Genomic DNA, 12,617 nt, shown 5'->3' with positions numbered 1-12,617 from the left:
CCTCACCCGAACTCAATGAGATTACGCTTGTTCAGCTCTTGTAAAAAGGAAAGGACTGAGCCTCTCAGCACTTCTTCCTCCATATCGCTTTCCTGCAAGAGCAGTTTACCGCCCAGATGAACAACTTCATCGATTTCCTTGCCATCACACTGATCAAAGATTGCCTTACCGCTGCTGGTGACAATGTGAAGCTGGTCGGTTTTGGGGTGATAGAGCAGAAAGTTGCCTTCCTCCTCGGTTCGGCAGCGCACGCCCTCAGTGTGACGCACTGTTGTAAAATGCTCGCTCAACCTCTTGCCTCCCTTTTATAACTGGTACCGGAGCCGAACTCTGGCATATCGGGTTTGATCCAACAGGTTGGGTCGCCAGCATAAACATCACCGTACCAAGCATAACCGGCTGCGCGGCACCCTCCACATTTCGCCTTGTGCTCACACACAGAACAGTTGCCTGAGCTGATGTTATCCCGGGAGCGGATCTTGTGAAGCTCGGGCGCGCTGCGCCAGATTTCCGCAAAGCTCTGTTCTTTGAGGTTACCAACAGCAACAGGCAGAACAACGCAAGGGGTTACATCTCGGTCTACGGTTATGCGGCAGTGAGTATATCCAGCCCCACACCCCTTGTAGGGGTCTGCTTCAGCTTCTGGGAGCAGCAAGCCAACCCGGCAATCGTGCCAGTCGATTTCCAGCTTACCTTTCCACGTCTCACCAGCCTTGATCCAAGCCTCCAAAAGCGTACCAAGCTCTTGAGGTGAAGGCATCAGGTCAACACCACCCCGTGTGGTATAAACATACTCCGTGAGGTTGATTTTTTCCGCGCCAAGGCGATGCGCCAGCGCAATCATATCCTGAACCTCGCCCAAGTTGGGTTTCATTGGGGTGTAATTTATGGTTACCCGCACACCAGCCTCAGTCAGGTATTGTGCTGCTGCACAGGCCTTGTCAAAAATACCCGACAGCCCGCGGATTGCATCATGAGTTTCGGCTGTCGCACCATCCAAACTAACGCTCACATTAGAAACCCCGAGCTCCTTCAGTCGTCTTGCGACCTCCTGAGTTACCAATATTCCATTGGTCGCAAACGTGACCCGCATACCTAGGGAGGTAGCATGGTCTATCAGTTGCTCCCAATCCGAACGTAACAGCACCTCACCACCAGAAAGCGCAAGAATGAAGACACCGGCCTCTGCAAGCTGATCAATCAACTCCAGTGCATCCTCAAGGGGCCAATAGTCAGGCCCTCTGCCAAACAAAGCGTCGGAATAGCAATGCACGCAGCGGGCATTGCAATCCAGTGTTGTTTCCCAAACAACATAAAGGGGAGAAGATAGCTTCATCGCGACACCTCAATTAAGGGGTGCAACGGCGCCGAAACGCCGTTGTCCTCAACCAATTTTTAAAGATAGGTTTGGCAGATTAGGCAACCATCCACGCCATGGCAGAGAGAGATCCAAGATCGTCGATTGATAGTGCGCCGACAGGAGCTACTTCAGTTTTACCTGGCGTTCCCACATGAATGTCGAGAGAGCTGATACGACCATCCTGGAGGCGGAAGTTATGGGTAAAGGGCGCCTGAAGGCCTTCTCCCTTTTTGCTGATGATGTAGCGCAAGCCACTTACAACGATGTGCTCATCATTCTTAGCGTTGGCTACATTTACCTTAGACAAGTTGGTTGCCAACATGCCATCCACGCCCTTGGCGCGGTTTTGGTAGAACCCTGCAATTTCGTCATGTTTCGTATAGCTTTTTTCGCCGATCGACTCTTTGCCGTGAATGGAAAGCGTTCCGCCTGAGTGCCACAGCTCCATAATGGTGTCAGTATTAAACTTTTCACCCTTCACTGCATGAGCATCCATTTCCTTCACTGCGGCAAAGTACTTCTCAATGACACTCATGTTACTTAAAGGCGTCAAGCTAGTTTTATTAAGCTCGCGTATATCCATAACTGTATTCCTCTCTTTCACTTATTTCGCTAATAAAAGGAAGTTGCCATGAAAATAAAGCACGACATTTAGTAGACTAACTTGATGTAAATCAACTATCCTTCTGCTGATTTTACATTTGATGCCTGCTATTCATCAATATATTTCGCGCTAATATGGCATTATTCATAATAACTAAATTTATGTAGTACTTAGCAAGAGGGCGAATTAATCAGGTGCGCGTAAATGTGTAATTTAAATATGCTCTGATGAGAAAATATACTTTCTTCAGCATAAATTGAATGAGATCGACTTGAAGTTGTGTCTTACTCCGACGGGTGAGTTTGCCTAGTCAGATCGAGTAGCAGGTAAGGTCACTCAGCAGCATGCCTGTAATCAGGGCCAACAGCCGCCGCTGGGACGTTTCTAGCAGGGGTTGAAACAGTACCACCAGGAGGTGGCGTCACTAGCCCTCGCAAACGATCTATAACTACTCGAACGGCCCCAACCAATCATTCATGATACATGTCGATACCGCAATGCAGCTTCTCCAAAGCGGACATTGTTATACTGCGGCAGACTGCGTCTTCTTGTGGGAGAGTAATAAACTGTCACACTGAGTAGTAGTGCTTCATACTCCGTAATATGCTCTCATATTGGAATGACGCCTATTGCCATGTAATCACCTGTCAGAGTGGTCGATACACTGCAAAAGCCTCCAACCACTTTAAACATGAAATTGGTGCGGATGCGCTAAAACTGGTTAGTTATGGGTTTCAATCAGCTGGTGAACAGGTAGCACGTACTAGGTGCTTCGCTCACCAAGGACATCACTCATATATCTCCCGCTAAGAGCAAGAAAGGGTGCGCAACCTCTAGGCGGACCTGGAACTCAATTAAGGTTGGGGCCAACCCATTAAGCCCTTGTATTTATCTCATATCAAGACATTCAGAGTGGCGTTTGATTGCTGTAGACGACTCAGTCTATGAACCTTAATCGTATCAGAATGACGACTGATACTGATATTCGCCTGCGTAGCAGGTTAGATGCAAATCAAAGGGATCGCGAGCAAATGTGTCGTGCGATACTGGCGATTGACCCGCACTACTCTGATGTACGCCCCCGTCACCCAAAAGGGGGACCTGATGGTGGGAGAGACATCGAGGCGACCTATGATGCCTCAACGATTGCATTTGGTGCTGTCGGGTTCGTAAACGGAGCCAATGACTCGACCGAGCAAAAACGAGACATACTGAAAAAATTCACGTCTGACCTTAACTCAGCGCATGCAGCAAAACCCGACCTAAAGGCTTTTGCATTCCTTACCAATGTTCATTTTACGATGGCTGAACAAGAAAAAATGAAAACGGAAGCGAGAGATGTTGGCGTAACCCACTGCGATATTCTTGATAGAGAGCGGCTCCGTATTGAACTTGACTCTCCAAGTGGCTTCTTCATAAGGTTCCAGTTTCTGGACATCCCGCTATCGCCTGCAGAACAGGCGAGTTTCCTCTCCAAGTACGGTGATCAGGTACAGAATGTTGTGACAACCGGATTCCAACGAGTCGAGAAGACTCTTGGTCGGCTACTATTTCTGGCAGAGGCGAACGACGTATTAGAGGGTATACACGTCAGATTTGTTCTCAAGCAAGACTATCGCGCTACAGACATCGGACACTTTCGCGCCTTTTCTCTTTTATCACTCCGCGCTATCAAACACGATATCATGACGCTATGGTTCGGATCTACAGACAAATCATCGAGGTATCGTGAAAATGCCGAAAAGCTCAGTAAGCGCGGTGTGGAGCCTGGGATCGGAGCAGGGATATCCGGTGGGCAATGGGAGCAACATTTTCGTTTAAATGGCGCTACATTTATTGATGCTCCTGCCCAGTCAAACGATAAAGAGGATGGCGAAGAGACTGATAAATTCATTCAAGTTGGGTCGTCTGGCGGTATAGGCATGGATCCAGTTCGTGCGATCATGACGCACTATCGCCATGACGGTAGTATGATACGGATTAAGCCTAGGCTTTTGCTACGCGACCTAGATGAGTGCTCTTTCATGCCGGTTCTCAATCGTTCACTTGCGGAAAAACTTCATTCGTTTCAGATCTTTGCAAACGGCTACAAACTTGCAGACTATAGCCTGGAAGACTTCAGCATCGACTCGGATAAATGGGATAGCCAATTGCCTGGACAGTTCACCCCGGAGGAGCTGAGTGATCCATGGGTACGCATTCGTCCGATCTCAGCCTCTGTCTACCAACTAAAATTTTCTGAAACTACACCACGTAGGCTATACGAACACCGGGAGTTGAATGACACAATTTTACCAAACCTAGATCGATGCAAGGAAGTGAAATGAATCATGAGGTTTCGGTCAACGTCAAAGCAAATCTATAAGAATGGCAGCACTCCTAAGCTCCCCAACAGGACTTTAATGTAACTACTTCTGTAGGGCCTTTTGCCTTTGAGGAACCATTTTGTACTCACGGAATGACGGCCGTGCAGAGATGATCTGCACGTTCTCCTTCTGATCCAAGTTGTCTTTTATTTGTTCACTCGTGATATCTGAATGCACACCAATGATAATTTCACGCAGTTTCATGTTCTCATTGAAGTCAGCAAAAAACACTTCCTGACTTTTTGCCTTCTTAGCTAAGATCTCTTCTTCACCCAACTTTATGTGCATTCGCCATTCGCGCTCATAGCTCCAGATTGACGATTTGGTTTGCAAAGCGTAATCCATCTCATCCGCAAGGATTGTGAGATCTCGAAGAGCGGCTATGTTAAATGGGCGCAACTCATCCACATAATCCATTTTAGTCAACAAGTTGTCGTTAACTTCAAAACCGCAGCATATTCCCCGATGATTGTTGGCATAATGAGCCCACATAGCTGGCGAACCCCACTCTTCACAGAATGAAACAAAGCCATGTGTTTGGGACTGAAGATCTATTGATTGGTTCCATTTTTTGCGAACCTCTCTGCTGCCGAAATCGAATGGCTTGTGCTCATACAGATCATTGACCGCATTAGGGAATGAAACCTTTAGTCGACGGTTTTCAAGATTTGATCGACCAAACTCATCAGACACAAAGTTGTAAAGCAGCATTAGCCATCCCCGTCGATATAGGTGCACTCTTATTGTCAAACCAAATCACCTCTGGAGCCTGATATCCCTTAAGGCACACATCAAATGATCTGATTCATGAATAGCTTTACATAAGATGTGTTTTTCTGAAAGCCTTACAGAAGTCATCCCACTTAAGAGCGGAGTAAGGTAGGAGCCCCTACTTTCGGCCTTCTACAAACTAAGTGTAACGGATTGAGGTTATCGAAGGCTGGGCTTGGGATCAGATTACTTAAGACTATAGTTCCGGGTGGGCTCAAGGTAACTGAAAATGAGCGCAAGTAATGTAAGACAGGCTCACATTACTGAGATCGAATACAGCTATTGAGAGCATGTAGGACTTAGCATGTCCGCACCAAAAGCTTCAGACATTTTTTATCGCGGTGAAGACAATAATGATGAGGTTCTTATTGGGGCTGCGTAACCGAACTTACGCGTGGTTTCTACCACCATTTGCGCTACCCAGTCAGGAGTATTTGGTGCAAGAACAACTTCTTTTATCAAATCAGAGATTTCAACTGGTAACAGTAAGCCTTGGTCTTTCTGGTCGAGCTTGGGGCCTCCTAGTTGTTCGTGCATAGGCTGCATATAGATTACACGCACTTCTTGCTCGTGGGCAAATTCCGCCCGTTTATGAAAAAATGGAGACTGAGACATATTGGGTGCTTTAAAGCAGTCCTTGTCCCAAACTATGTAATTTACAAATGTAAAAGCGACATAGCTTGGAAGTTGACGTAACAGCTCAAACACGTCTGAAACGATAGCAATACAATAGTCATTGTTTGAATAAAGCTTCCACATCGCCGCAGATTCTTCTATTATTCCAATGCCAACAGTTTATGAAAGTAGATTTCTTATCTCCCTCTAACTTTCGCGAAAAGTCGCGTGCTAACTCAATAGAGCGAAGGCTAGGTGGTGCAATATTTGCGTTGGCTTCAATTGTCGGTTCATTGTAGAGGCCTTCGTATGGATCCTCAAATAAATCGGCTCTAGTCAATCGGATGCTTTTAGTTTGCAATAATGATATGTATTTTGCCAAATCCATATAACGCCAAATTTTGAAGGAAGTACTCTCGGTCACGCCTTCAGGAACCCACCATTTTTCACATTGAGTGGCGTCTGGGTTTGTTTCAGAAGTTGGCAATTTATCGCTCCAAAAAATTAAAAGGCACACCTTACGTATACACGCTACAGATCCAGGCAGCGCAACAGCTGAGCCAGTACTTGCACCGAGAGGAACTGCTCGAAAGCAGTACTGAGGACACGACCCGCGCCGCTTTCATAAAATCGCTCAGATAGTTGCCGGGCGAGATCCGCACCCTCTAGCACGTGGAGCCTCGGCTACGCTTCTCGCACCACGTTGGGCATTTCCTCAAAACCACCATGCTGGCTCCCATTGTGCGGGAAAATGCTACGGAAATTGATGGTGGGAGAAGGCATACTCACTCCGATCTTAGAGATTTAGGGTTGGGTGACTTCGAAGAGCGCAAAAGATAAATCAAAAATCCTGCATCTGGGTGGTGACAGTTTCTAGCCATTCACTCGCCTCAAGAACTCCGCGTCAACGGTCACACCGGCCGTCATGAGTGCATCACAGACTTTGTTCCAGGCAGAAACGTCGGATAGCTGTTCCGCTCTCTGTCCGATCGAAAGGACGCGTCGCCCGATGCCGAGCTCGTTCCAAAACCGATTGTTCGCTGCCTCGGCCCATCGGTCGGCCGCAGCCGCGAGCGGGACCTCAGCGGTCGATGGCTCCAGGCATTCGAGGATATGTAAATACGAGTATGCGATTGTAGGGCACGATGGCGCTTCTCCAGTGATCTCCAGCAACAGCGGGATGAAGGGCGTCAATTCGGGATCAGCCAAACCTTTGGTGTAAGCTTGACCCTCACCAAAACCATAGCTCACCCGCATGAAAAAGGCGCTGATGAGCTCCTTCAAATGGATTTCCATACCGTCGCTCGTCGACCACAAATGACCGCGCCAATGCCGTGTCTGCATAAGACGCGGCCAAAGAGCCTCGCGCACCGACAGCAGATAGACTCGATCGTCCGCATCACCTTCGATCAGACGAAGATCGCTCTGCACAATGAACTCCGCTGCAGCATCTATGAATGCTTCATCAGAAAAAGCTTTTAGGACATCGAACACCAACGCCTGGCGTGTATCGTCTTGCCAGTGACGGGCATGCGCCGCGGCATAGCCCATTAGGCCTCGTGTCCAAAGGCGCTCGATATCATCATCGTCTTCGCCGTCATCACCTGGCCCATTCGTCGCTATGAGCCAGTCCTTATTGGCGCGCATGAGCGCTTGCGATATCGCCCCGGCATTTGTGCCGATACGTTTAAGCGTTTGAAGCCAGGTTGTTCCTGTTTTCTCGTCGAAATAGTAGTCTGGCCATAGCCGCTCGGGCGCAGCGCGCTTTTTCGCACCGATCGTCCCACCAATCGTCAAAGCACGTCTTGCGCGCTTCGACCGCCGCTGGGGTGGGGGGGCCAGTCTGGCTCTGGGCCGCTCTTTTGCCACATCCTTTCTGCCTCGACCGCAGAGGCAAGCCGCAACTTTAGATCCGCACGTCGCGCTTCATAGGCGGCTTCGTCTTCATCGTAATTCGCGCCACGGGGAAACCAGCAGGCGAGGATGGCTAAACGAAGAATCGAGACCAGAGCCTTTTCGTCGATTCTGCTGACCGAGGTCTGATGACGCAGAAAGACTGGCGCAGCACTCGACGGGAACTCGACTACAGACCGCAAAAGCCGTTCCGTATCCGCTTCATCACCGGTAGCGACGGCAAGATAAAGGAGACCAGCGATCGCTAGCGATTTTTCGTCGTACATGACGTCGTCGCGCGACCACGCTCTCTCCCGACCTTTGGACTGTAGTGCTTCCTCAAAAACCGATCTAATCTCAGACCGCCGTCGCTCGAGATCGTCAGGCGAGCCAAGGCGGGCGACAAACGCCGCAGCCGCGATGCGCGCTAGCCAAGGATCGTTTGGGTCATGCGACATATCTTCGTTTTCGGCCGGCGAGGCGTTGGCGGTCTCGTCTAAGATCCCTTCTGCATCTGCAACACTTGCATTGACGGGCTTTGTCTCGTCGTCCATCGCCATACGGACTGCCAGCGACCGGGTGAATGCTGATTGCTCTGCACATGCGGTCGCAGCACCTTCTTCCAGCCATTGCTTCTGTCCTGGCGGCCAATAGTAAATCCATCCTTCGCGTTGCTCGCCCGATGCGTCTTTCTCCTTGACCTGCTTGTAGTTACTCCGGGATGAGAGGCGGAGCGCGTGGGACGCCATGAATTCAGGCGAGCTCCATTCGACAACATCTTGCGTCCACGGCCCAAGTCGTCTCACGGCTTTATCGAGCTGCTCCTGCAGTACGGCTAGCTCTTGCTCTGAACCTCTGAAGACGAGTTGCGGTATGACATCGTGCAGCGCAAGAGTTCTTGATGCACGGTTCGCCAGATCTTCCTCGACAGATCGGTCGGATGCTGGGGACGACCGCCAGACGTTTCCGATAAGCCCCCCTCCCATTGTGTCAATCTGATCGATGTTGGCCCGCTCGGCGTCCAATGCCAATGTTTCCGGCGATGCGAGAAGATCCCGCAGGATGCTATCGTTCAGTGATGAATGAGACAAGACGAGATCGACAACAACCAGCCATATCGCACCTAGTATTGGTCCCTCACCGATCACATCTGCAATCACCGCTTCAAGCGTATCGCCTTCGTCAAGTCTGCGATGCGCCCAGTGTTCTAGCGCCAAAAGTGCCTTGGCCAGCATTGCTGATGGTGTACGTCCGCGCGCCCAGCCATAGCTGAACGACGCCGAAATCCTGCGCATCTCGCCCATGAACTTTACAGAGAAGTGCGGATCACCGTCTTCAAAGAGCACACGTCCGAGTTGTCAGCTCTCTGATGAAGGACGTGCCAATAGCGGGTTCCGCCTGAAGAATTCCCGTGAATACGCCTATGCCGCATCGACCGAGTACAAACGGACTGTTGACGCGCGACAATGCATAGGAGCGCCGACGCCTTGTTCTCGAATGGTGGTCGTGCTCATCTTCGTCGTCTTCGGTCGCGCGCAAAAACGCCGCCGTAAACTCCGCAGGCGCGGCGCTCGACAGCCGCCCCGGAAACTCGAGGATCTGGCTCATTGCTGTTTCCGGGCGCTTCGAGTTTTTGATTGCGTTCAAATAGCGAGCTGCGGCGTCTGGCGACAGCTGCGCCCAGAGCGCAAGTTCTAGTCGAGCTATTTCAAGAGCATCGCCGGTGACCGCATACTTTATCTCCGGGAGTGGGTTTTGATACCGAGGAAGCGGGAGGTCTTTCTGCTCGATATCTGCGACCAAAATGTCGGCAAGGCGACACAGCAAAACTGGTGTCATGGTCTTTTCGCCAAATGCAGCAAGAACGAGCCAGTTCTGAAAAAGATCTACGGCTGCTGACAAAGCACTTGGCTTCAAACGGTCGAAGCGCTGCAAACACCACAAGATGAGACGCGGCCACTCCGGTCCTTTTGGAATGGTCATGCCTTCTGGAACCTCAGCTCCCACTGGGAAGGCTTCGCGAACAAGGGGCGCCGCCGACTGGGTATGCGACGCGATGAAACGCCTGATAAGTCGTGCTGCCGCCCCCCATCATCTACCAGTAAAAAAGCGTCGTATCGGTCAAGCAAGGTCTCGGCATGCTCCGATCGGACCAGCGCCAACAATGCGACACCCGCCCACCCTGAGGCGACGCCTTCTCCCTCCAGTCGCATGAGCAGTCCCGGCCACGCCTCGTCCGAGCTGCTTTCGGCAAGCATCCGGCACGCGAGTTCAAACCCGCGCGTCATCCAGAATGGTGGCGGCGTGTTCAGCGGCAAATCTTTGATCACGTCGGGATCATCCGATAGAACACAGGCAACCGCCCAGTCTGTAAACAAATCATGCCGGAAGCGAACCCGGTCCGACTGGAACTCAATAAGCACTCCGTCCGCAATCAATCCGGCAACAGCCTGCGCGTCCTGCCCCGCGACATCGACCAAATCGACGCCTTTGATAAGCCCTTTTCCAACGGCGTAAACCACACGCTTGCGCGAACGGATCTCGCCACTCGTACCGTCGCTCGTCCCTGCACCGGAGGCCAGCCAGTCGTTTGCGAGTTCCACCTCGCTGATCACTTCGGCAGTATTGAGTCGTGTTCTGACTAGTAGCCGCAACTTCAATAGGTTTCGGTGAGCGGTTTCGCCGGATGGTCCGGCTTTAGCAGGTGGGCGAGCTGCGGAGACGCTGCCGCGAGCGCTTCGGCCTCCTCATCGTCGAGCCCGTCCAACGCCAAACGTCTGCGCGTCGACAGTTGTCCAAAAATCTCTTCACCGATCCAGGTAGCAGCTTCTTCCTCCCATCCAGGCCGCGCCGTGAATAGCACCGTCATGCCCGGACACCGCAAGGCCGAGCGTAAGAGATCGAGCACGGTCTTGCGTTGCGCGCTGTCGCGAAACCGATCAAGACCATCAATACAGAGGTAACCACCCCCGTCGCATGCAAGATCGCTCAGAAACTCGTCTGCCGTCGCCTGTATATCGAACTGAGAGCGCATCGCGGGCCAGCCGCCAGGCAGGGCCCGGTCCGGGGCTAGCACCAATACGCGAGAAACCGCCCCGCGACCCTCGACAACAGTTCTGAGCAGACCGGATTTACCAACGCCGCTAGGCCCAGAAACCTCAATCACGCCGTCGTGCGTCTCTGCCGCCTGAAGCATCGCCTCCAATTCGCGCCGAGGCTTTTCCCGCGCGAGCCGGCATTCATTCACCGTAAGTCCGATATCGTCGAGCGCATGGCGGCTCAGTTCCTCGATATGGCGGCGCGCAACCGCAAGCGTCGGCGCTACGCCAATGTCGATACCGACAGCGCTCAACTTGCGGACCAGCTCACTCCGGTCCAGTTCGCCTCCCGTGGCATCTGCCCGAAGGACAAGTCCGAATAGCCCGTCATAGGGGTCGGGACCACCATTGGCAGATGTCAATTGCCCCGCTCGGAAGCGATCGTGCTGCTCGGCTATCGAGTTCGGGCGGGCATAATCGAATGTCAGTACTGAGAATGATCGAAGGATATCGTAGAGAGCATCATTACCTGTCTCGCCGCTCGTCTCGAGGTGCACTCTGAACGCGGTGACGAACGCGCGCATATCCTTGTTGCTACGCCCTGGTGTTTCAAGAAGCTTCAAGAACGAAGCGACATTGATCGTCTGCTGCGCAAGTTCCAAAGCTTCCTGCACGCCATTGTCGATCGCACCTGTCGTGCGCTCTATGGCAACCGCAAAGCGGCGGTGCGGCTCGATCTTTCGCGCTTTAACGATTGCGTCCATGATCGACGCAAAATTGGCGTCAGTCTTTGTGAACGCCATCGAACGCTTGACCTGTACTTCAAGACAGCGATCTTCGCCTTCGGGCGTCTTACATCGCACAATTACGTCGTCGAGTGGATGTCCTTGGCCCCCGCGTTGAAACTCAATTCGATCAACTAATGCGCCCGGCATTCCAAAAGGCTCAGTATTAGCCAGCAATGCTAACGCATAATGGGTGCCGACTTTCGCTTCAAATTGGGGACCTGCTGGTCCAGTGGATCGTGGACTCGAATCAGAAATCCTGCTGCCTCCAGACCGTACTTTGTTCTAATTTCGAGTTATACCCTAATAGTAAGTTGAGCCGCAATACGCTGCATACTCCCCGGGTAGAACCACTCGATTATTGTCGAATGTCCGCATCTTTTGATTTGTCGATACTCCAACGCACTTGCAGCGATTTCCGCTTCCCGTCAATTGGAGACAATGTGAGTGGGAACAATCATAGGTTGATGTCTTGCGGCAGCTAGTTCTGCCTTAAGCTGGAGTGAATGTCCGGTGTTGGTCACAGAGTGACTTGCAGTACCCGCGAAGCTCTATGCTCTGACCAACGTCCGCAATGGGCTCGTACGTTCAGTGGCTGCCAGGGTATCGAGTTGAGAAGAGTTTACCCACAAAGCCCTGCTGCATCGCGGACCTGATGTTACCTCAACTCATGATTGAACCGCTCGAATGGCAGGTCACTATAGCGGGCACAGTTTTGATGAGACCACCAAGTTTGTTTCAACTTCCTATGTTGGTACTCCAAACTACTATCAAGCAGGACCTATCCCACCAGCTGATACAGGATCGTATTGGGGGAACAGTATTGCCAACTCATTCGCATCTGCCGGGAACTTGACTATAGGCGCCGCGTGGACGTTGGTGTCTAGTCCGCTAAATGTTGCAGGAACAGTCGACTATTATGGTGCTCCTTTGTTGGATAGTGCCGCTATTGTAGGACCTTTTGGTGTAGCTGGGGCAGGTTCTATCCGTGGTGCAGCCCGTATGGGACGTCTGTCAAAAGTCTATCAGCTTTCAGTCAATCAAAATATTGGAGCCAGACCACCCAATTTGAGTCCCTCGGAGCAGGACGCAACGGCGCATTTAGAGAAGCTAAAAGGTATGCAGGTGCCCCAGTTAGCCAACAACCTACTCGTGTAATCCCCAATATTGACAAACGAGGAACCC

14 protein-coding genes are annotated in these 12,617 nt (G+C 51.4%); 2 read left to right on the top strand and 12 right to left on the bottom strand.

Annotation, left to right across the window (positions count from 1 at the left end; all coding sequences use genetic code 11):
* Positions 1-2: 2 nt before the first annotated feature.
* From QT397_02160 to QT397_02150, 3 genes are all read right to left on the bottom strand, one after another.
* Positions 3-290, bottom strand: a complete 288-nt coding sequence (locus tag QT397_02160) for a PqqD family protein (protein WNZ54072.1) — start codon at positions 288-290, stop codon at positions 3-5.
* Positions 287-1,336 (bottom strand): radical SAM protein, encoded by a 1,050-nt coding sequence (locus QT397_02155; GenBank protein WNZ54071.1) that lies wholly within the window; start codon positions 1,334-1,336, stop codon positions 287-289. Before QT397_02155 ends, QT397_02160 begins: the two co-directional genes overlap by 4 nt.
* A gap of 79 nt (positions 1,337-1,415) precedes the next feature.
* Positions 1,416-1,943 (bottom strand): nuclear transport factor 2 family protein, encoded by a 528-nt coding sequence (locus tag QT397_02150; GenBank protein WNZ54070.1) that lies wholly within the window; start codon positions 1,941-1,943, stop codon positions 1,416-1,418.
* Between the two features lie 965 nt (positions 1,944-2,908).
* Between QT397_02150 and QT397_02145 the strand changes: the two genes are divergently transcribed.
* Entirely contained in the window at positions 2,909-4,291 is a 1,383-nt protein-coding gene (locus QT397_02145; GenBank protein WNZ54069.1) for a hypothetical protein, read from the top strand.
* A gap of 81 nt (positions 4,292-4,372) precedes the next feature.
* Here QT397_02145 and QT397_02140 read toward each other — a convergent pair whose 3' ends face one another.
* The 9 genes from QT397_02140 to QT397_02100 all read right to left on the bottom strand — a co-directional run bounded on the left by QT397_02140 (position 4,373) and on the right by QT397_02100 (position 11,582).
* Positions 4,373-5,041, bottom strand: a complete 669-nt coding sequence (locus QT397_02140; GenBank protein WNZ54068.1) for a DUF2971 domain-containing protein — start codon at positions 5,039-5,041, stop codon at positions 4,373-4,375.
* A 393-nt stretch (positions 5,042-5,434) separates the two neighbouring features.
* Positions 5,435-5,860 carry a DUF2971 domain-containing protein gene (locus QT397_02135; protein WNZ54067.1) on the bottom strand — a complete coding sequence of 142 codons (426 nt, stop codon included), beginning with the start codon at positions 5,858-5,860 and terminating at the stop codon, positions 5,435-5,437.
* Positions 5,835-6,203, bottom strand: a complete 369-nt coding sequence (locus QT397_02130) for a hypothetical protein (protein WNZ54066.1) — start codon at positions 6,201-6,203, stop codon at positions 5,835-5,837. The genes QT397_02135 and QT397_02130 overlap by 26 nt, the downstream gene beginning before the upstream one ends.
* Before the next feature lie 44 nt (positions 6,204-6,247).
* On the bottom strand, positions 6,248-6,388 hold the full coding sequence (locus tag QT397_02125; GenBank protein WNZ54065.1) for a hypothetical protein: 141 nt from the start codon (positions 6,386-6,388) through the stop codon (positions 6,248-6,250).
* A gap of 201 nt (positions 6,389-6,589) precedes the next feature.
* A complete protein-coding gene (locus tag QT397_02120) occupies positions 6,590-7,513 on the bottom strand; it encodes a hypothetical protein (GenBank protein WNZ54064.1) in 924 nt (307 codons plus the stop codon).
* Positions 7,510-8,955, bottom strand: coding sequence for a hypothetical protein (locus tag QT397_02115; GenBank protein WNZ54063.1), 1,446 nt, complete (start codon positions 8,953-8,955; stop codon positions 7,510-7,512). Before QT397_02115 ends, QT397_02120 begins: the two co-directional genes overlap by 4 nt.
* On the bottom strand, positions 8,945-9,592 hold the full coding sequence (locus QT397_02110; GenBank protein WNZ54062.1) for a hypothetical protein: 648 nt from the start codon (positions 9,590-9,592) through the stop codon (positions 8,945-8,947). The genes QT397_02115 and QT397_02110 overlap by 11 nt, the downstream gene beginning before the upstream one ends.
* Positions 9,589-10,212, bottom strand: a complete 624-nt coding sequence (locus QT397_02105; protein WNZ54061.1) for a hypothetical protein — start codon at positions 10,210-10,212, stop codon at positions 9,589-9,591. The genes QT397_02110 and QT397_02105 overlap by 4 nt, the downstream gene beginning before the upstream one ends.
* A 53-nt stretch (positions 10,213-10,265) precedes the next feature.
* Positions 10,266-11,582 (bottom strand): hypothetical protein, encoded by a 1,317-nt coding sequence (locus tag QT397_02100; GenBank protein WNZ54060.1) that lies wholly within the window; start codon positions 11,580-11,582, stop codon positions 10,266-10,268.
* A gap of 537 nt (positions 11,583-12,119) precedes the next feature.
* Here QT397_02100 and QT397_02095 point away from each other — a divergent pair.
* Positions 12,120-12,590: a hypothetical protein gene (locus QT397_02095; protein ID WNZ54059.1), complete on the top strand. Its 471-nt coding sequence runs from the start codon at positions 12,120-12,122 to the stop codon at positions 12,588-12,590.
* Positions 12,591-12,617 lie beyond the last annotated feature (27 nt).

It is taken from the genome of Microbulbifer sp. MKSA007 (genome assembly GCA_032615215.1).
GTDB lineage: Bacteria > Pseudomonadota > Gammaproteobacteria > Pseudomonadales > Cellvibrionaceae > Microbulbifer.
Note: the sequence above shows the minus strand (reverse complement) of the source record. Positions and strands in the feature narration are given on the sequence as shown.

Coding starts and splice junctions, on each gene's coding strand:
- QT397_02135 (WNZ54067.1), bottom strand. CDS start 5,860: ATGTGGAAGCTTTATTCAAACAATGACTATTGTATTGCTATCGTTTCA.
- QT397_02100 (WNZ54060.1), bottom strand. CDS start 11,582: ATGCCGGGCGCATTAGTTGATCGAATTGAGTTTCAACGCGGGGGCCAA.
- QT397_02150 (WNZ54070.1), bottom strand. CDS start 1,943: ATGGATATACGCGAGCTTAATAAAACTAGCTTGACGCCTTTAAGTAAC.
- QT397_02095 (WNZ54059.1), top strand. CDS start 12,120: ATGGCAGGTCACTATAGCGGGCACAGTTTTGATGAGACCACCAAGTTT.
- QT397_02155 (WNZ54071.1), bottom strand. CDS start 1,336: ATGAAGCTATCTTCTCCCCTTTATGTTGTTTGGGAAACAACACTGGAT.
- QT397_02140 (WNZ54068.1), bottom strand. CDS start 5,041: ATGCTGCTTTACAACTTTGTGTCTGATGAGTTTGGTCGATCAAATCTT.
- QT397_02145 (WNZ54069.1), top strand. CDS start 2,909: ATGAACCTTAATCGTATCAGAATGACGACTGATACTGATATTCGCCTG.
- QT397_02110 (WNZ54062.1), bottom strand. CDS start 9,592: ATGACCATTCCAAAAGGACCGGAGTGGCCGCGTCTCATCTTGTGGTGT.